The organism is Pseudomonas sp. GW821-FHT09C09, from assembly GCF_059418105.1.
Window position 1 is genome coordinate 136,310 of sequence record NZ_JBWKPF010000004.1, and the last position, 19,625, is coordinate 155,934.

At 61.2% G+C, this 19,625-nt stretch carries 19 protein-coding genes; 8 read left to right on the top strand and 11 right to left on the bottom strand.

What is annotated here, in order from left to right; translation table 11 throughout:
* Positions 1-87: 87 nt before the first annotated feature.
* Positions 88-2,163, bottom strand: a complete 2,076-nt coding sequence (locus AC07NR_RS14175) for an AsmA family protein (RefSeq protein ID WP_085711184.1) — start codon at positions 2,161-2,163, stop codon at positions 88-90.
* A 375-nt stretch (positions 2,164-2,538) separates the two neighbouring features.
* Between AC07NR_RS14175 and AC07NR_RS14180 the strand changes: the two genes are divergently transcribed.
* From AC07NR_RS14180 to AC07NR_RS14210, 7 genes are all read left to right on the top strand, one after another.
* On the top strand, positions 2,539-3,003 hold the full coding sequence (locus AC07NR_RS14180) for a hypothetical protein (RefSeq protein WP_114881238.1): 465 nt from the start codon (positions 2,539-2,541) through the stop codon (positions 3,001-3,003).
* 174 nt (positions 3,004-3,177) lie between these two features.
* Positions 3,178-3,810, top strand: coding sequence for a TetR family transcriptional regulator (locus AC07NR_RS14185; RefSeq protein WP_007950628.1), 633 nt, complete (start codon positions 3,178-3,180; stop codon positions 3,808-3,810).
* Between the two features lie 203 nt (positions 3,811-4,013).
* The gene (gene ureE, locus AC07NR_RS14190; protein WP_085711182.1) at positions 4,014-4,514 is read left to right on the top strand and encodes an urease accessory protein UreE; all 501 of its coding nucleotides are present in this window, start codon (positions 4,014-4,016) and stop codon (positions 4,512-4,514) included.
* Positions 4,511-5,185: an urease accessory protein UreF gene (locus tag AC07NR_RS14195; protein ID WP_495078803.1), complete on the top strand. Its 675-nt coding sequence runs from the start codon at positions 4,511-4,513 to the stop codon at positions 5,183-5,185. The genes ureE and AC07NR_RS14195 overlap by 4 nt, the downstream gene beginning before the upstream one ends.
* A gap of 23 nt (positions 5,186-5,208) precedes the next feature.
* Positions 5,209-5,823, top strand: coding sequence for an urease accessory protein UreG (gene ureG / locus AC07NR_RS14200; protein WP_007950645.1), 615 nt, complete (start codon positions 5,209-5,211; stop codon positions 5,821-5,823).
* Positions 5,824-5,850: 27 nt separating this feature from the next.
* Positions 5,851-6,423 (top strand): HupE/UreJ family protein, encoded by a 573-nt coding sequence (locus AC07NR_RS14205; protein WP_495078804.1) that lies wholly within the window; start codon positions 5,851-5,853, stop codon positions 6,421-6,423.
* 100 nt (positions 6,424-6,523) lie between these two features.
* Complete coding sequence (locus tag AC07NR_RS14210) at positions 6,524-7,657, top strand: AGE family epimerase/isomerase (RefSeq protein ID WP_495078805.1); 1,134 nt, start codon at positions 6,524-6,526, stop codon at positions 7,655-7,657.
* Positions 7,658-7,696: 39 nt separating this feature from the next.
* On the opposite strand, the gene AC07NR_RS14215 is transcribed toward AC07NR_RS14210, so the two are convergent.
* The 10 genes from AC07NR_RS14215 to AC07NR_RS14260 form a co-directional block, all read right to left on the bottom strand.
* Positions 7,697-8,602: a cation diffusion facilitator family transporter gene (locus tag AC07NR_RS14215; RefSeq protein ID WP_495078806.1), complete on the bottom strand. Its 906-nt coding sequence runs from the start codon at positions 8,600-8,602 to the stop codon at positions 7,697-7,699.
* Between the two features lie 130 nt (positions 8,603-8,732).
* Complete coding sequence (locus AC07NR_RS14220) at positions 8,733-9,497, bottom strand: SDR family oxidoreductase (RefSeq protein ID WP_007950653.1); 765 nt, start codon at positions 9,495-9,497, stop codon at positions 8,733-8,735.
* 747 nt (positions 9,498-10,244) lie between these two features.
* The gene (locus tag AC07NR_RS14225) at positions 10,245-10,961 is read right to left on the bottom strand and encodes an ABC transporter ATP-binding protein (protein ID WP_007950655.1); all 717 of its coding nucleotides are present in this window, start codon (positions 10,959-10,961) and stop codon (positions 10,245-10,247) included.
* Positions 10,958-11,830 carry an ATP-binding cassette domain-containing protein gene (locus tag AC07NR_RS14230; protein ID WP_065258801.1) on the bottom strand — a complete coding sequence of 291 codons (873 nt, stop codon included), beginning with the start codon at positions 11,828-11,830 and terminating at the stop codon, positions 10,958-10,960. Before AC07NR_RS14230 ends, AC07NR_RS14225 begins: the two co-directional genes overlap by 4 nt.
* Positions 11,827-13,128, bottom strand: coding sequence for a high-affinity branched-chain amino acid ABC transporter permease LivM (gene livM / locus AC07NR_RS14235; protein ID WP_114881230.1), 1,302 nt, complete (start codon positions 13,126-13,128; stop codon positions 11,827-11,829). Before livM ends, AC07NR_RS14230 begins: the two co-directional genes overlap by 4 nt.
* Positions 13,129-13,131: 3 nt before the next feature.
* Positions 13,132-14,046: an ABC transporter permease subunit gene (locus tag AC07NR_RS14240; RefSeq protein ID WP_007950661.1), complete on the bottom strand. Its 915-nt coding sequence runs from the start codon at positions 14,044-14,046 to the stop codon at positions 13,132-13,134.
* A gap of 145 nt (positions 14,047-14,191) precedes the next feature.
* Entirely contained in the window at positions 14,192-15,325 is a 1,134-nt protein-coding gene (locus tag AC07NR_RS14245) for a branched-chain amino acid ABC transporter substrate-binding protein (protein WP_248738512.1), read from the bottom strand.
* Between the two features lie 364 nt (positions 15,326-15,689).
* On the bottom strand, positions 15,690-16,973 hold the full coding sequence (gene amaA / locus AC07NR_RS14250) for an L-pipecolate oxidase (RefSeq protein WP_495078807.1): 1,284 nt from the start codon (positions 16,971-16,973) through the stop codon (positions 15,690-15,692).
* An 88-nt stretch (positions 16,974-17,061) separates the two neighbouring features.
* Positions 17,062-18,552 (bottom strand): L-piperidine-6-carboxylate dehydrogenase, encoded by a 1,491-nt coding sequence (gene amaB / locus AC07NR_RS14255; RefSeq protein WP_475274627.1) that lies wholly within the window; start codon positions 18,550-18,552, stop codon positions 17,062-17,064.
* Between the two features lie 10 nt (positions 18,553-18,562).
* Positions 18,563-18,715, bottom strand: coding sequence for a hypothetical protein (locus AC07NR_RS14260; RefSeq protein WP_170931610.1), 153 nt, complete (start codon positions 18,713-18,715; stop codon positions 18,563-18,565).
* On the opposite strand from AC07NR_RS14260, the gene AC07NR_RS14265 reads away from it, so the two are divergent.
* A complete protein-coding gene (locus AC07NR_RS14265) occupies positions 18,714-19,619 on the top strand; it encodes a LysR family transcriptional regulator (RefSeq protein ID WP_495078808.1) in 906 nt (301 codons plus the stop codon). The genes AC07NR_RS14260 and AC07NR_RS14265 overlap by 2 nt on opposite strands.
* Positions 19,620-19,625: the final 6 nt, after the last annotated feature.

Below are 19,625 nucleotides of genomic sequence, written 5' to 3' on the forward strand. Positions count from 1 at the left end.
TCGCGGGCAAGCCCGCTCCCACAGGGTTTTCACTGAACCTGTGGGAGCAGGCTTGCACGCGATAGCTTTCTGATAAACGCTAAAGAATCATTTGGTTGGTTTGACGGTCACGGGTGCCTTGCCCGCCTTCATCTGCTCCAGCAACGGCGCGCACTGGTTCGGCTCGCCACCGCTCGGCGCCACCAGCGCCAGCAGCCCCGCCGCCGGTGCAGCGATCACACCCAGCGCCACCATCCCGGCCCCTCGCAGCATCAGCGGCACCGCTTTGACCCCGGCATCCGGCTTGATGAACTTGCCGCGTACGTACAGCGGTGAACGCAGGGAAATCAGACGCCAACCCTTGGATTCCGGCGTCACGGTCAGGTCCAGTTGCTCGGTGGCCATGTTCGCCGTGCCGTCGATGTAGATGATCGCGTTCTCGGTATCGAACACGAACAGCCGCGTGGTCGCCAGGCCGGTCTTGATATCAAAATCCGCCGCCGCGCAATTGATCTTCACTTCCTTGTCGCCAAAGACCTTGCCAACCACGTAGTTGCCGACGTTGAGTCCCGCCAGTTCCATCAACTCACGGCTGATTGCGCCGTCGTTGATCAGCATCTTCAGGTTGCCGTTGGCGCCACCCAGCAGCTTGGCCACCGAGTTGCCGCGACCGCTGATGTCGGCATCGCCGTTGAGCTCGCCGAAACTGGTCTTCATCGGCTCGAAGGTCGGGAACAGCTGCTTGAGCTTGAACTTGCGCGCGGTCAATTTCGCCCGGCCTTCCAAAGGTTCGGTGCGGCCGTTGAGGCGGATCTGCGCATCGAGATTGCCGCCGGCCACGCCGAAGCGCAGCGGTTCCAGGCTCAGTTCGCCGTCGTTGAGCTTGAGGTGGGTATAGAGGTCGGTGAACGGCAGCTTCTCACTGTGGACGATGCGTTTGCCGGTAAATTCGACGTCGGCGTCCATCGCCCGCCAACGGTCAGTCTTGAACTCCTCCACCGGCAGAACCTTGTCCGCCGGTTGTTTGCTTTCACCGCCGCGAGCCTTTTGCTTGTCGTTGGAATCCGCGCCAATCAGCGGCGCGAGGTCAGCAAACAGCAGCTGATTGGACAGCAGCGCCCCGCTGAGTTTGGGCCGTGGCTGGCTGGCGACGTAGGCCAGGTCGCCGTGAATGTCGCTGCCGCCGATCTTGCCGTTGAACTGCTCGTAGCGGAACTGCGCGCCGTCCGGCTCATGCAGCTTGGCGATCAGATGACCGTCGGTGGAGTACGGCGGCGTGTCCGGCAGGGTCACGCCGGTCAGCGGATAGAGATTGCCAAGGCTGGCGCCCGCCAGTTTCAGGCGCAGGTCGAGGGCGCCGAGGTTCAGCGGATCGGTCAGTGTGCCGGCGAGCTCGATGCTGGTATCGCCGATCTTCGCCTGAGCCTGCAGCGGGAACGGCTTGGCCGCATCCTGCAGGGCCAGCAGGCCGCCGACCTTGCCTTGTCCGGTGAGTTTCTGACCGTGGTATTGGCCGGTGACTTTCAGTGCAAAAGCGTAATCCTGCGGCGCGCCGCCCTTTTCCAGCGCGGTTTTCGCCGCTTTGTCGCCGACGATTTCGCTGAAGGGAATCGGTTTGCCCAGCGGATCGATCAACAGATCGAGATTGGTCTTGAGGGTCTGGTCGTCCAGGGTGACGTGCCCCTTGTCGAAACCGATGGCGCCGATGTCCACCACCCAGTTCGAGGGTTCGGCATTCGGGTCCTTGGGATCGAATTTGAACGTCCAGTTGGCCCGGCCATCGGCCAGACGCTGCAATTGGGCGTTGGGTTCGGTCAGGTCGATGCGCGGGATCGTCACCCGTTGCGCCAGCAAGGCCAGCGGCGAAATGCGCAACTCGACCTTTTTGAGGGTGACCATCTGCGGCTGTTTGGACCAGTCCGGGTTACCCAGTGTCAGGTCTTCAGCCACCACGTGCGGCCACGGCACCCAGGCACGCCAGCCGCCCTCGTCCGGCTCGCGCTGCCAGACTACGGCGAGGTTGCCATTGATGGCGAACGCTCGGTGCAGTTCTTCCGAAACTTTGGCGTTGAGCGGCGGTTTGATCCGGTTCCAGTCGAAGAACACGATGATCAGGACCAGCACCGCCAGCAACAGCACGAGGGTGGCGAAGGTCCAGGCGAAGATTTTACGGGTGCGCGTCATGCACAAAACTCCTGAAAACGACTGCGGATCGACGCCGCTGATACAACGGGCCTTGCAAGGCCCTCATGAAGTCTACGACTGACAAACCGCCCGCAGGTTTAATCGAAAGCCCCATCGGGGCCAAAAAACGGTGGCCATTCTGACCGATCGGTCGAATCGGCGTTACCGGCCCCGCACTTTTGCGGGGCGCAAGTGGGTGGAAAATACCCACCGCAGTGCAAAACCGCCCGCCTGAAACGCCCGAGCTAGAGCCTCCCAAGCGAACAATCAATTCTGTTGATTATTACCATTGTGTTTATGAACTTTTATATCGACTTATCGAGAGTAGCATTGGCTTCGTACCCACTTTATCGCCCTCCCAAGGAGCAACCCATCATGAAACGCCAACTTCTGTTCAGTCTTACCCTCTCGATGCTGGCCAGCACCGCTTTCGCTCTGCCAGCTGCCGATCAGGCTACCCCGCAAGTGAAATCCAGCCACTCGGTGTTCAGCCAGACTGTCGCGGCTGACGGTTCGGACCGCACTCCACAAGGCCAGACCCTGGCTGAAAACGGTCGTAACCGTCTGGAAGAAAAAGGTCTGGTTCAAGATGGCTACGACAAAACCCCACAAGGTCAAACCTTAGCCGAAGGTGGCCGTGATCGTCTGGAAGAGAAAGGTCTGGTTCAGGACGGTTATGACAAGACTCCACAAGGTCAAACCCTGGCCTCCGATGGTTACGACAAGACCCCACAAGGTCAGACCCTGGCTTCCGACGGCTACGACAAGACCCCACAAGGCCAAACCCTGGCCGAAGGTGGTGGTGACCGCGTGATCGAACGCAACAGCGCTTTGAGCTAAGCCCGTGGCGGCCTGGAAAAAAAGCCCAATCCCCGGATTGGGCTTTTGACTTTTCAGCAGCCTGTATAAAGAAGTCGCGATTTCCCGCTTCCAACTCCCCCGCTGCCGTTCGACGCCGACAAAGCCGATTTGCTAGAGTGCGGCGCTTGTCTTGCCTAAGAACACACCCTTGCGATGCTGCCCCGCGCCGAACAGAAACAACAGACCCGCAATGCCCTGATGGACGCTGCCCGCCATTTGATGGAAAGCGGCCGAGGATTCGGCAGCCTGAGCCTGCGTGAAGTGACGAAAACCGCCGGCATCGTGCCCACCGGTTTCTACCGGCATTTCGCCGACATGGACGAACTCGGTCTGGTACTGGTCAGCGAAGTCGGCCAGACCTTTCGCGAAACCATCCGCCTGGTGCGCCACAACGAATTCGTCATGGGCGGCATCATCGATGCCTCGGTGCGGATCTTCCTCGACGTGGTCAGCGCCAACCGTTCGCAGTTTCTGTTCCTGGCCCGCGAGCAATACGGTGGATCGTTGCCGGTACGTCAGGCGATTGGCCGTTTGCGGGAGGACATCAGTTCCGACCTGGCGGCGGACCTGGCCCTGATGCCCAAGCTCCAGCACCTCAATCGCGAGGGTTTGAGCGTGATGGCCGACCTGATCGTCAAATCGGTGTTCGCCACCCTGCCGGACATCATCGACCCGCCCGCCGAAGCCCTGCCCGAACATCTGACGCCCCAGGCGAAGATCACCCAGCAGTTGCGCTTCATCTTTATCGGGTTGAAGCACTGGCAAGGGCTCGGCAGTACCGAGTGAGTCAGCAAAAAATCGCAGCCAAGGCTGCGATTTTTTTTGCGCCGCAAATTGGTGCATGTAAAAAACTTCATGCACCAAAACACCTCACAATCCTGCAACATCTTGAAACATCCGCTAGTCTCCGACAGGGTTTTCCTACGTCTCGTCCGATTGGCAAGCCCCTTGCTCTAGCCTGAGCATTGTTCTTAGCAGGAAGCTTTCCGATGCTGGTGATTCATCGCAGAATCGATCCCCAACCCGTCTGGGCCGCCGAGTTGCACCTGACCTTCGAGGCCAGGAGCAAAAGCCGTCTGCGCTGTTTCAGTGCCGACGGCGAAGACGTCGGACTGTTTCTGGAGCGCGGCCAGCCGCCGCTACATGACGGCGAATGCCTGCAGGCTGAAGATGGCCGGATCGTCCGGGTCTGCGCCCGCCCCGAACAACTGTTGCACGTCACCTGCGCCAACGCCTTCGAACTGACCCGCGCGGCCTATCACCTGGGCAATCGCCATGTAGCGCTGCAAGTCGGTGACGGCTGGTTGCGCCTGCTCGACGACTACGTGCTCAAGGCCATGCTCGAACAACTGGGTGCGCAGGTCGAATCCATCGAAGCACCGTTCCAGCCGGAACACGGCGCCTACGGTGGCGGCCATCACCATTCGCGGCACGGTGAAGAAGACTTCAACTACGCGCCGAAACTCCACCAGTTCGGCGTCCGTTTGTGAACCCGGCCTGGGCGCTGCTGCGCCTGGCCAGTCCGCAACTGCCGATTGGCGGCTACAGCTATTCCCAGGGTCTGGAGATGGCTGTGGATAACGGCCGAGTGAATAACCCGGACAGCGCCCGGTGCTGGATCAGCGATCAATTGCTGCTCAACCTCGCGCGGTTCGAGGCTCCCCTGCTGCTCGCCCATTGCCAGGCCGCCGCGGACGAACACTGGGGTGAATTGCGCAAGCTCTGCGAGAGCCACCGCGCCAGCCGCGAAACCCGCGAGCTGCATCTGGAGAGCCGGCAGATGGGCTACTCGTTGCAGCAGTTGCTCAACGGCTTGCCCGAACTCGATCAGGCCGCGCGGGACTTTCTCGAACACTGCGCGGAACCGCACCTTGCCCTGTGCTGGGCACTGGCCGCCCGTGCCTGGCAAATCAGCCCACAGGACGCCCTCGCCGCGTGGCTGTGGAGCTGGCTGGAAAACCAGCTCGCGGTCTTGATGAAAACCCTGCCGCTGGGCCAGCAAGCCGCCCAGCGCCTGACCAGCGAACTGCTGCCGCTGTTGCAACAAGCCCAGCAGGACACCACCCGAATCAATCCCGAACACCTCGGCAGCGCCGCGTTCGGTCTGTCCCTGGCGTGCATGGCCCATGAGCGCCAGTACAGCCGCCTGTTCCGTTCCTAGGGCCTTTCAGTCTGGAGAATCACATGAACACACAACCCCTGCGCGTCGGCATCGGCGGCCCGGTCGGTTCCGGCAAAACCGCGTTGACCCTGGCCCTGTGCCTGGCGCTGCGCGAGCGCTACAACCTCGCCGTGGTCACCAACGACATCTACACCCGCGAAGACGCCGACTTTCTGGTGCGCAATGAAGCGCTGGCACCGGAACGCATCATCGGCGTGGAAACCGGCGGCTGCCCGCACACGGCGATTCGCGAAGACGCGTCGATCAACCTCGAAGCGGTGGATCAACTGAACCGGCGTTTTCCGGGGCTGGACCTGATTCTGGTGGAGTCCGGTGGCGACAACCTTTCCGCGACCTTCAGCCCGGAACTGTCCGACCTGACTATCTATGTGATCGACGTTTCGGCCGGCGACAAGCTGCCGCGCAAGGGCGGGCCCGGCATCTGCAAATCCGACCTGCTGGTGATCAACAAGATCGACCTCGCACCGCTGGTCGGCGCCTCGCTGGAGATGATGAACAGCGACACCCAACGCATGCGCAACGGCAAGCCGTTCGTGTTCAGCAACCAGAAAACCGGTCAGGGCCTGGAAGACATCATCGCCTTCATCGAACGCCAGGGCCTGCTGACTGCAGCCTGATTCACAGATCAACAAGGAAGCTTCTCCATGACACTCAAACGTATTCTCGGCGCCATCGCACTCCTGCTGACACCGGCACTGGCCTTCGCTCACCCCGGCCACGGCGACTCTGGCCTCGTCGCAGGTATCAGCCACCCGATCGGCGGCCTCGACCATTTGCTGGCGATGGTGGCCGTCGGCCTGTGGGCGGCGCAGCAGCAAGGCGCGGCGCGCTGGGCGCTGCCGTGCACCTTTGTCGGCACCATGCTGATCGGCGGCCTGCTCGGCTTTGAAGGGCTGGAGTTGCCGGCGCTGGAAAGCGGGATTGCCGCGTCGGTGCTGGCGCTGGGCCTGGCGGTAGCGCTGGCGGTGCGTCCGCCGTTGGTGATGGCAGTGGCGGCGACGGCGTTGTTTGCACTGTTCCATGGCGTGGCCCATGGTCTGGAGTTGCCGGACATGTCGAGCCCGTGGGCGTATGCCGCCGGTTTCGTGGTCGCGACAGCTGCACTGCATGCGGCGGGTTATGCGGTCGTGCGTTTTCTGCCTCAGGCTGCCGCGCCGCTGGTGCGATTGGCCGGAGCCGCTTCGGCGGTGACCGGCGCGTGGTTGCTGGCCGGCTGATTTGTACCTCTGATCGTTCCTGCGCATGGCGCGGGAACGATCGGTCGCCACTCTCTGCTACCATGTCGCGCAATCGCCCCTGCCGTGACGACGTCCGCCCATGCCCCACGCTTCCCGCTCCGCCTCCCTGCCTGAATTGACCACCCTGTTCGGTGAAGTGCAACAGCACTTTCTGGACGTGATCGTGCCCCTCTGGCAAGGACCGGGCTGGAACGCCGACATGGCACTGCCTTACGAGGCGCTGGACGCCGCGCATCAGCCGCTGCCACCGCAGCGCTATCGGGCCATGGCCTGTGCACGGCAGCTGTATCTGTTTTCCAGCCTGATCGGGGTTGTGGATAACGCCGAAACTCGGGCGGCCGCACTGTTCCGTTCCCTGCAACGGCACTTCCACGATGCCGAGTACGGAGGCTGGTTCTACAGCATCGATCCCCAGGGCAAACCGCTGGATCAGCGCAAAGACCTCTACACCCACGCCTTCATCCTGTTCGCTTGCGCGCATTACTGGGAAAAGTCCCGCGAGCCCTTGGTCGAATCGACCCTGAACGCTGCGCTGGAAGTCATCGGCCGGCGTTTCGCCACCGGTGACGGCCTCTATGAAGCCTGCCTCGACCGTGACTGGATTACCCTGGAAACCGGCCCGCTGCAAAACCCATTGATGCACCTGGCCGAAGCCTTCCTAGCCACCCTGGCAGTGCGCGAAGATGCGCAGGTCAAGCAGGCGTTGAGCGAGTTATGCACAGCCATGCACAAGCGTTTCGTCGATCCGCAGGCCGGTGTGCTGATGGAGAAACCACTGGGGGCTGTGGATAACTGGTATGAGCCGGGCCATCAGTTCGAATGGTATTTCCTGCTGGAGTCCTCGCCCCTGCTGCGCGGTTCGAAACTGCATGCCGCGCTGGACCGGGCCTTTGCGTTCACCGAGCAGTACGGCGTGGTGCAATCGTCCGGTGCGGTGCGGGCCATGCTCGATCTGAATATGGACGGACGCCCGAAAGATTCGACCCAGCGCATCTGGGCCCAGGCCGAGTACCTGCGTGCCCTGACCTTGCGCCCGGACAGCGAAGCCGCCGTGTTGCGCCAGTTGCAGGCGTTGCAGCAGCGCTTCCTGCATGCGGGTGGCTGGCATGAATGCCGCGACGAGCAGGGCGAGGTCAGCCGCAAGGACATGCCGTCGACCACGCCGTATCACTTGGCGACCTGCTATCGCGGCCTCACCGACTATCTGAGCTGACAGCCGTGGCGAGGGAGCAAACTCCCTCGCCACGCAACATCAGGCAATCCACTTCCTGTCGCCGGTGAAGCTGATGGTCAGCCAGCGCGCCGCGTCCGGTTTGCCCAGCTTCGCGGAAATCTGCTCGCGCAGCCCATCCAGCTGGCCGACGCTCTGCAACCGGTAATCCGCCGGCAACACCACATGAATCTCGATGAACCGCGCCCGCCCGTGCTTCTGCACGTAGGACACGTAATCGTCGAAACCATGCTCGACCTTCGCCGCCTCCATCACCTCGCGCACCTGCTCATCCAGCGTGTCCGGCGCAATGCCGAGTACGTCACGCAGCGCCGGACCAAGGATCTTGAACGCCGGAGGCAGCATGGTCAGGGCCAGTACGATGAGAATCAGCGGGTCGACGAACCTTGCCCACTCGCCATAGCCCTGGGACTTGAGCAGCAGCGCCGCGAGGAAACTGATCAACAGGCCCACGGACAGCATCGCGTCCACCAGCCAGCTGATGTTGTCGAACTGGATCAGGCTCGATTTGAGCTTGCGATTGCGGTGGCGCACGTAGAAGAAGTAGGCGAACTCGACGACGGTGAACACTGCCGCGTAGATGATCACCAGACCCAGTTCGATTTCACGACCGCCATTGATGATGCCGAACACGCCGTTGAGAAACGCGTAGATAGCGATCAGCAACAGGAAGCTGCCCTCGATCAGCAGCACCATCGGCTCCAGGTGCCAGAAACCGAACTGGAAACGCTGGTTGCTTTGCTTGGCGATCAGCTTCGCGGTGATCAGCATCAGCACTTTGATGAACGTGGCAATCAGCGAAAAAAAGCCATCGAACAGGATGGACTGGGAACCCGAAACAAAACCGGTGGCGATCCCGGCGATCGACACGGCGAACATCAGGATGGTCGATTGTTTGAGCAGCGACTGCTCACCTCGGTTACTCACTTTGACTCCTCGAAAAACCTTGATAACCGCAGGGTGCGGTTGGGTTGTTGAGGGATGAGTCTACCTTACTGCCAGATTCTGGCCGATTTGCCCTCTTCGCCGGCTGGCTGGCGAAGAGGGCAAAACCGTATCAAGCCTTGTTGCGCTCGATGGCAAAACCCGCCCAGGTCTGGCTCACCGGCATCAGCTCCAGGCTGTTGATGTTGATGTGCGCCGGGGCATTCAGCACCCAGAAGATCGTCTCGGCGATGTCCTGCGGCTGGATCGGCTCGGCACCGGCGTAGGTCGCGTCGTAACGCGCCTGGTCACCAGCGAAACGCACCAGCGAGAACTCGCTCTCGCACAGGCCCGGCTCGATGTTGCTGACGCGCACGCCGGTGCCCTGCAAGTCGCAACGCAGGTTCAGCGAGAACTGTTTGACGAACGCCTTGGTCGCGCCATAAACGTGGCTGCCCGGATACGGGTAGTTACCGGCGATGGAACCCAGATTGACGATGCCGGCGCCGCGACCATGGGCGATCAGGCGTGGCAGCAACAGGCGAGTGCTGTACATCAGGCCTTTGACGTTGGTGTCGACCATGGTGTCCCAATCGTCGAGGTCGCACTTCGGTGCAGGGTCTACGCCCAGCGCCAGCCCGGCGTTGTTGATAAGTCCACGCAGTTTGGCGAAGGATGGCGGCAGGTTGGCAATCGCCTCCTCCATTGCCTTGCGATCACGCACGTCCAGCACCAGGCCATGTACTTCAGTCTGCTTCGACAGCTCGGCGCACAGCGCGTTGAGGCGTTCTTCACGACGACCGGTCAGCACCAGTTTCCAGCCAGCCTCGGCAAAACGACGGGCACAGGCTTCACCAAAACCGGACGTCGCGCCGGTGATAAACAGGGTGTTGGACATCGTGTTCTCCTTGCTTCGGCCACCCGGGGCAGCCATTGGAATAGAAAATCAGCAGGCAGCATGCCCGGCCCTGCTTTAACCGGCAACCACCGAACCCTGCTCATTAATTGATCAATGGCCGCTACGCCATACGCACCGTGGCCTGTAGCCACATGCACGCACGTTATCCACAAGCCCTTCCACAGTTTCCGGGGGCAAGTGGAAAAGCGCAAAGCCGCGCCACACAAGGCTTTGCGCGACAAAAGCAAAGTTTTTCGCTTGACCCTGATCCGCCGATTGTGCCGGGCAAGGCATTTTGCACGACCGACCGGTCACCACCGTGATTGCGCAGGGCCAGTAATCACGGCCCTCAGCGCAGTCTTTCCAGAGTTTAATCACAGACTTATCCACAGGCTTGCCCACATGTATTCGCCTGTTTTGCCATGGCCATAAAAGGGTTGACAAACGGGTCTCCAGCAACCGGCAAAAACCCTGATCAAAAAACAATCACACGCCTGCAAGCCACGGTTTGAAAGGCTCTCAGCCAGCTACTCCCACGTTATTCACAGCCGGCTCCACAGCAAACGGGGACAAGTCAAAACTTTGGAAAAACAGCGATTTGCAGCGTCTATATGTCGCGCTTTGGCAGGTTGGTGATTTTGTTTTCCACAATTTCGGGAATGGCGTGGATCGTGATCGATTCTGGATACAAAAAAGCCCCGGGACTCGCGTCTCGGGGCTCTTTATCGCTGTGGAAAACCTGAGAACTCAGTGCCCGCCAAGATAGGCGTTACGCACCTCCTCGTTCACCAGCAATTCCTTGCCGGTGCCGGTCAGGCGGATCTCGCCGTTGACCATCACGTAGGCCCGGTCGGACAGCTTCAACGCATGGTTGGCGTTCTGCTCGACGAGGAAAATAGTCATGCCGGTTTTCGCCAGTTCCCGCAGGGTGGCGAAGATCTGTTTCACCACGATCGGCGCCAGCCCCAGGCTCGGCTCATCCAGCAGCAACAGCTTGGGTCGGCTCATCAGGGCCCGGGCGATGGCGAGCATTTGCTGTTCGCCGCCGGACATGGTCATGGCGCGCTGGGTGCGACGCTCTTCGAGCCGCGGGAACAGCTCGAACATGCGCTGCATGTCCTCCTTGGCGTACTTGTCGCCAATCGGGATGGTGCCCATCAGCAGGTTTTCCTCGACGGTCATGTCGGGGAACACCCGCCGCCCTTCCGGCGACTGCGCGATGCCGTTGGAAGCGATGTAGTGCGATGACTTGTGGGTAATGTCCACGCCCTGATAGAGGATCTGCCCGCCCGCCGCCCGTGGCTGGCCGAAGATCGACATCAGCAGCGTCGACTTGCCGGCACCGTTGGAGCCGATCAGGCTGACGGTTTCCCCTTCGTTGATCTGCAGCGAGACGCCCTTTAGGGCCTGGATCGGGCCGTAGAACACGTCCAGATCCTTGAGTTCGAGGATGGGTTGCGTCATACGACTTCCTCTTCGTCGGCGCCCAGGTAAGCCGCAATCACCTTCGGATCGTGGCGGATATCGTCCGGACCGCCCTCGGCGATGACGATGCCGTGGTCCAGCACCACGATGTGATCGGAAATGCTCATTACCATGCCCATGTCGTGTTCGATCAGCACCACGGTCAGATCGTGCTCGTCGCGCAGCAGCCGGATCATCGCGCTCAGCGCTTCGGTTTCCTGAGGGTTGAGGCCGGCGGCCGGTTCGTCGAGGCAGATGATCTGCGGCCGCGTGCACATGGCCCGGGCGATCTCCAGACGGCGTTGCTGGCCGTAGGACAGTTCACCGGCCAGACGGTTGGCGCAGTCCACCAGATCCACCACTTCCAGCCAGTAGAACGCGCAGTCCAGCGCGTCGCTTTCGGCCTTGCGATAGCCCTTGGTGTTGAGGATGCCGGCCAGCATGTTGCGGTTGACCCACATGTGCTGGGCCACCAGCAGGTTTTCCAGCACCGACATTTCCTTGAACAGGCGAATGTTCTGGAACGTCCGGGCCAGGCCCGCGCGGTTCACCAGGTGGGTGCCGCCGAACATCTTGTAATACAGGCGACTGGCGAAGTTTTTCGGCGAGACGAAGTCGGTCGGCTTGAACGACTCGCCCAGCAGCTTGATGACATTGGTCTGCTGGCCGCGCACGTTGAGTTCGATCTTGCCGCCGGAGGCCTTGTAGAACCCGGTCAGGCAGTTGAACACCGTGGTCTTGCCGGCGCCGTTGGGGCCGATCAGGGCGAAGATCGAGTTGCGTTTGACCTTCAGGCTGACGTCGCTCAAGGCCTTGATGCCGCCGAAGTGCATCATCAGCTTTTCAACAGAGAGTACGACTTCACTCATGGCGCAGTCCTCTCATAGTGAATGGCACCTTTGCGTGGAGTGACCCCGGTACGGCTGATGCGGATCAGTCCGCGAGGTCGCCAGATCATCATCAACACCATCAGGATCCCGAACAGCAGCACGCGGTATTCGGCGAAGCCGCGCAGCAGTTCCGGGGCGACGGTCAGCACGAACGCTGCGATCACCACGCCGATGGTCGAGCCCATGCCACCGAGCACGACGATGGCGAGGATCAATGCCGATTCGAAGAAGGTGAACGAGGTCGGGTTGACGAAGCCTTGATAGGTGGCGAAGAACACACCCGCCAGACCCGCCGTTGACGCACCGATGGTGAACGCCGAGAGCTTGACCAGCACGTGGTTCAGGCCCATCGAGCGGCAGGCGATCTCGTCTTCACGCAGGGCTTCCCAGGCGCGGCCGACCGGCATTTTCACCAGACGGTGCTTGATGTACAGCACGGCCAGCACCACCAGGAACAGCACCGCGTAGATGAAGTAATACTTCACGTCCGGGTTGTAGGCGATGCCGAAGAACTCGTGGAACGGCACCCCGCCATCCTTCGCCCGCTTGCCGAACTCCAGGCCGAAGAACGTCGGCAGAGGTGCCGGCATGCCGTTCGGACCGCCAGTCAGCGACAACCAGTTGTTGAGGATCAGACGGATGATTTCACCGAAACCGAGGGTCACGATCGCCAGGTAGTCACCGTGCAGACGCAGCACCGGGAAACCGAGGATGCAACCGGCAAGGCCAGCGGTGATCGCCGCCAGCGGCAGCACCGTCCAGAAACCCAGCCCGAGGTACTGATAACCGAGCGCCAGACCGTAGGCGCCGATGGCGTAGAACGCCACGTAACCGAGGTCGAGCAGGCCGGCCAGACCGACCACGATGTTCAGCCCCAGCCCCAGCAGCACGTAGATCAGTCCGAGGATGACCACGCCCAGCAGGTAGGAATTGGAAACGAAAGGCACGATCACCGCCAGCACGATCAGCAGCGGGATGATCCAGCGCAGCCTGGACTTGTGATCGGCGGGCAGCACATGCACGCCGGAACCGGTGCTCTCGAAACCTTCGAGGATTTTCAGGCCCTTGGGGGTTTGCAGGAACAGGCTCAGGGCAAAGCGGCCGGCCATGACGATGGCAATGATCCACGCCACGCGGGTCGGTTCGAGGTTGAAGCTGTAGCCGTCGAGTACCACGCCGACAATCGGCCCGAACACGATCAGGGCAATCAGACCGGCGAGAATCGCCTCAACCAGGCTTTTTTTGACATCAATGGATTTTGTAGTGGTTGAAGACATCGCTTACACCTTCGACACAAGAGGACGGCCCAGCAGGCCCTGAGGCCGGAAGACCAGAACAAGTACGAGCAGCGAGAAGCTGAACACGTCTTTGTAGTCGGAGTTGACCAGGCCCGAGAACAGCGACTCGGAGATCCCGAGGATGATCCCGCCCAACATGGCGCCAGGCAGCGAGCCGATCCCGCCGAGCACCGCGGCGGTGAACGCCTTGATGCCGATGACGAAGCCTGCGTAGAAGTCGAACGTGCCGTAGTTCATGGTGATCAGCACGCCGGCCAGGGCCGCCATCGCTGCACCGATGATGAACACATAGGAAATCACCCGGTCGGTGTTGATCCCCAGGATCGAGGCCATCTTGCGGTCTTGCTGGGTCGCGCGGCACATGCGGCCGAGCTTGGTGTACTTGATCACATAGGTCAGCAGGCCCATCCCGACGAACGCCGCGACGAGAATGAAGATCTTGGTGTAGGTCAGCTGGACGAAGCCCGAGCCGACGTCGATGCGCCAGGCGCCGGTAAGCAGCGTCGGAACACCCTGTTGGCGGGCGCCCTGGCTGATCTGGGCATAGTTTTGCAGGATCAGGGAGATACCGATGGCGCTGATCAGCGGAGCCAGTCGGGTGGAGTTGCGCAGTGGTTTGTAGGCGATGCGTTCGATGACCCAGCCATACACCCCCGTGACGACGATGGTGAAGACCAGTGTGCCGAGCATCAGCAGCGGGAAGGATTCGATACCGAAGTAAGCCAGCAGAGCCAGACTGATTGCCGCGAGGTAAGCGGAAATCATGTAAACCTCGCCGTGGGCGAAGTTGATCATGCCGATGATGCCGTAGACCATTGTGTAGCCGATGGCGATCAGGCCATAGACCGACCCGAGGGTCAGGCCGTTGACCAGTTGCTGCAGGAAAATACCATCCATAACGCAATCTCACGCAGTGAGAACCTGCACACCCGGGGGCGCGCGGTTCTTCTAGGAAAAATACAGATTTACGTCGGAGCAGTGTCAGCCACGACCGGACTGCCCCCACAGAAGTTCTGCGGAGGTCAGCCGATCGCGTCAGCCCTTACTTCTGTTTTTCCAGCTGGTGATATTTGCCGGTCGCGTCCCACTGGTAGACCACGTAGTCGGAGACTTTCAGGTCGCCCTTGGCGTCCCAGGTCTTCTCGCCCATCACGGTTTTCACAGGGTTGGCTTTCAGCCATTTGGCAGCGTCTTCGCCCTTGTTGGACTTGGCGCCGTTGAAGCCGGCGGCCAGGGCCTGGATCGAGGCGTAGGCGTACAGGGTGTAGCCTTCAGGCTCGGTGCCGGATTTGCGGAACTGCTCGACCACAGTCTTGCTTTCCGGCAGCAGGCGCGGGTCGGCGCCGAAGGTCATCAGCACGCCGTCGACGTATTGCGGGCCGCCGGCGGTGGTCACCAGTTCGTCAGTCACGATGCCGTCGTCAGACATGAACTTCACGTCTTTCAGGCCTTCGGTACGCAGTTGCTTGACCAGTGGACCGGCTTCCGGGTGCAGGCCGCCGAAGTAGACCACGTCGGCACCGGCCGCGCGGATCTTGGTGACCACGGCGCTGAAGTCTTTCTCGCCACGGGTCAGGCCTTCGTACAGCACCGGCTTCACGCCGCGTTTTTCCAGCTGTGCCTTGGTCGCATCGGCCAGGCCCTGACCGTAGGTGTCCTTGTCGTGCAGCACGGCCACTTTCTTGCCCTTGAGCACGTCGACGATGTAGTCGCCGGCGACGATGCCTTGCTGATCGTCACGGCCGCACATACGGAACATGGCGCTCAGACCGCGCTCGGTCACTTGCGGGTTGGTGGAACCCGGGGTGATCGCGATGATGCCGGCTTCGTCGTAGATCTCGGACGCAGGAATGGTGGAGGAAGAGCAGAAGTGGCCGACCACACCGGCGACTTTCTGGTTGGTGAGGTCCTTGGCGACCGTCACCGCCTGTTTCGGTTCGCAAGCGTCATCGCCCTTGACCAGAACGATTTTCTCCCCGTTGACGCCGCCCGCCGCGTTGACCGCGTCGGCCGCCGCTTGTGCCCCTTTCATGTACTGTTCGCCAAATGCCGCGTTGGCGCCCGTCATGGGGCCCGCCACACCGATTTTCACATCAGCTTGTGCAAACGCAGAAACACCCAGCGCAGTAGCCACTGCGAGGGCCAGAAAGCCTTTCTTGTAAAACGTCTGGGACATGAGGTGGTGCTCCAAGGTTTTTTTTAGTTGGCACTGCGACTTCACTGGATTGCTCAGAGCAAGGGCCGTGCCATCGGTTTTTTATTCTTCAAAAAGTCGCTGCTTTCTTGTTATTTCGACTGTTTCGTTCCCATTTTCATTGGGCGTGCAACCGTCTAAACCGCGGAAGGTGAAACCATTTGTTTTTTCAGGCGCAACCCGCACGCGCCATCATTGCAACCGCGGCGCCAAACGACGTGCAACCAGCCTGTAACAGCCCGCGTCACCGAACTGCACACTGCTGGTGCGGGACTGCTACAACCCGCACCATTACAGGCTAGTCGCTACGCGCAAAAGCGCCGCGTTACGCAACAATTTTCAACATTCAGATGACGATGCGCAGGCACTGGCCCGCGTGATACAGCGAGAACCCGGCCTCGTACAGGCAACTGCGCAAACCCACGCCCGCCAGGGGCTGCATCGGTGCAAAGGGAATCGGCAAGGCCTGAGGATTTCCGTTACACAGGTAGTCGGCGAAGGCTTTGCCGACAACGGTGCCGGTGGTCACGCCACGGCCGTTGTAACCGGTGACGGCCACCAGTCCCGGCGCCGGCTCGAACAGGCGCATCAAATGATCGGGAGTAAAAGCGATGCGCCCGGTCCAGGTGCATTCCCACTCCACGGGTTTGAGGTTGGGGAAGTAATGCTGCTGCACCCGGTCGGCCCAGGCCTTGAGGAACCAGGTCGGCTTCTGATTACCGTTACCGAGGCTGCCCAGCAACAGACGCCCGTCCTTGTCGCGGCGGATGCTGCTCAGCACCTGGCGGGTATCCCACGAGCCCTGCCCGCCCGGCAGGATTTCCTGGGCAGCGTCTTCGGTGAGCGGCACCGAAGCGACCTGATAGTAGTAACCGGGGAAGAAATTGCGTTTGAGTTCGGTCCAGTCGCCTTCGGTGTAGGCGTTGGAGGCGATCACCACTTGCTCGGCTTGCACCGAACCCTGCCCGGTCTGCACCGACCAATGCTGGCCCTGACGTTCAAGGCGCGTGACCGGGGAATGATCGAACATTTGCCCGCCGAGCCCCGCCACGGCTTTCGCCAGCCCGGTGACATACGCCATCGGATTGAGCGTGCCGGCACGTCGGTCGAGCAGCGCGGCGGCAATCTTTTGCGTACCGGTCGCCTGTTCACAGGCCTTGCCGGTCAGCAGTTCGACCGGTGCGCCGCGGCGTTTCCATTGTTCTTCGCGACTGCGCAGATCCGCCTCACCCTTGGCGTTGTGCGCCATGTGCAGGGTGCCTTCGCGGCGTAACTGGCAATCGATGTTGTATTTATCCACAAGGCTGAACACCAGCGCCGGCGCCGCACCGAGCATGCGGTTGAGCTGGCTGCCGACGGCCTCGCCAAACCCGGCCTCGATTTCGTCCGGCGGAATCCACATCCCGGCGTTGACCAGTCCGACATTGCGCCCGGAGCCACCCTGCCCGGCGCGATGGGCTTCGAGCACGCAGACGCTTTTGCCCTTCTCCAACAGATGCAGCGCCGCCGACAACCCGGTAAACCCGGCGCCGATCACACAGACATCGACTTTGACCTCGCCCCTGAGCGCCGTGTTATCCGGTCGTTGCGGCGTGAGCTTTTCCCACAGACATTCTTCGCGTAACGGCATTGCCAGACTCCAACAGAAACCTGCCAAACACACTTAAAAGATCATTCCCACGAGTGCGTGGGAATGATCGATAGCTTTGAGAAAACTGTCAGTCGAACGTGATGCCCTGCGCCAGCGGCAACTCCAGCGAGTAGTTCACGGTGTTGGTCTGCCGGCGCATGTAAGCGCGCCACGCATCCGAACCGGACTCACGACCACCACCGGTTTCTTTTTCACCGCCAAACGCACCGCCAATCTCCGCGCCGCTCGGGCCAATGTTGACGTTGGCGATGCCGCAGTCACTGCCGACTGCCGACATGAATTTCTCGGCCTCGCGCACATCGGTGGTGAAGATGCACGACGACAGGCCTTGCGGCACGGCGTTGTTCAGGCGCAGCGCCTCATCGAAATCGCTGTAGCCGACCACGTACAGGATCGGTGCGAAGGTTTCGCTGCACACCACGTCGCTCTGCTCCGGCATTTCAACGATGGCTGGCGACACGTAGTAGGCGTTGGGGAATTTATCTTCCAGTTGCCGCTTGCCGCCGAACACCCGGCCGCCCTCGCTCAGCGCCTGTTCCAGGGCGTCCTGCATGTTTTCGAAGCTGTGCTTGTCGATCAGCGGGCCGATCAGGTTGCCTTCCAGCGGGTGACCGATGCGCACCTTGGAATAGGCAGCCTTGAGGCGGGTGACGATTTCTTCTTTCACCGATTCATGAGCGATCAGGCGACGCAACGTGGTGCAACGCTGACCGGCAGTGCCGACGGCGCTGAACAGAATGGCACGCACCGCCATGTCCAGATCGGCGCTCGGGCCGAGGATCATCGCGTTGTTGCCGCCCAGCTCAAGGATGCTGCGGGCGAAGCGTGCGGCGACTTTCGGCGCCACTTCGCGGCCCATGCGGGTGCTGCCGGTGGCGCTGATCAGCGCGACACGCGGGTCATCCACCAGCGCTTCGCCGGCATCGCGGCCACCGATGATCACCTGGCTCAAGTGCGCCGGGGCATCGCTGAATTTCTTCAGTACGCGCTCGAACAGCGCCTGACAGGCCAGTGCGGTCAGCGGGGTTTTCTCCGACGGTTTCCACACCACCGGGTTGCCGCAGACCAGCGCCAGCGTGGTGTTCCACGCCCACACCGCGACCGGGAAGTTGAACGCGCTGATCACGCCGACCACGCCCAGCGGGTGCCAGGTTTCACGCATGTGGTGGCCCGGGCGCTCGGAGGCGATGGTCAAACCGTACAACTGACGGGACAGGCCGACGGCAAAGTCGCAGATGTCGATCATCTCCTGCACTTCACCGAGACCTTCCTGGGTGATCTTGCCCGCTTCCCACGAAACCAGCTCGCCGAGGTCGGCCTTGTATTCCCGCAGCACTTCGCCGAACTGACGCACCAGCTCGCCGCGACGGGGGGCCGGTACCTTGCGCCATTGTTCGAACGCATGATCTGCGCGACTGATGTGCTGCTCGACTTCGGCCGGGCCTTCCCAGTTCACGGCGCCGATGCGGCTGCCGTCAATGGGCGAATGCACCGGCACTTTGCCGTTCTGGTACAGGGCCGGATTCACACCAAGACGATCAAGCAATGCGGCAACCATGGGTCACTCCTCAAGCAAAAAACTGAATGTGTGCGGTCGCGTTTTCACGACCGGGCAGGCCTTTAGTTGTAGCTTCAGGAAGGCCATGCAACAAACGACCTTTACGCGAGATATCATTCCGTTTATTCATGCTGCGCAGAAAGACAAGAAAAGGATCGCCCATGCTGAACAAACGCCACTTGCCGTCGATCACCGCGCTGCAGTGCTTCGAGGCCGTGACCCGGCACCTGAGTTTCACCCGGGCCGCCGAGGAACTGAACCTGACTCAGAGCGCTGTCAGCAAGCAGGTGGCGCAGCTCGAAGAATTGCTGCAGCACTTGTTGTTCCGTCGGGTCCGCCGCCGTTTGCAGATGACACCGGCCGGCGATCTGTACCTGGTGGAAGTCAGAAAAATCCTGACCCAGGTCGAGATGTCGACCCATTACCTGCGTTCCTACGGCGGCGAAACCGAAGTCCTGCGCGTCTCCACACCTTCGACCTTCGGCGCCCGCTGGCTGGTGCCGCGCCTCAAAGGCTGGCGCCTGCGGCATCCATCGATTCATCTGGATCTGTGCAACGAGCAGGAAGCCGATGACCTGCTGCAAGGGCGCAGCGACCTGGCGTTCTATTTCGGCCAGGGCTCACGTCCCGGCACCGAATGCCTGAAGCTGTTCGGCGAAGAACTGGTGCCGGTCTGCGCGCCCGGCAGCCTGCCGGAGACTCCGTTGTCTGATCCAACGCAACTCACCGATCTGGTGCTGCTGCAGAATGCTTCGCGCCCGCAAGCGTGGCACGACTGGTTCGACAGCCAGGGCTACCAGACCGAGCACAGCTACCACGGCCCGCGCTTCGAAACCTTTTATATGTGCATCCGCGCGGCGCAGGTCGGCTGCGGCGTAGCGCTATTGCCGAGGTTTCTGGTGGAAGAGGAATTGGCCGACGGCAAACTGGTCACTCCCTGGCAGCATGCAATGCCCAGTACCGACGCGTATTACCTGGCCTACCCGGAACACGCGGCGGAAGTGCCCAAGGTGCGGGATTTCGTGAAATGGATGCTGGAGCAGATCGACAGTACTAATGCCGACTGACCTGAG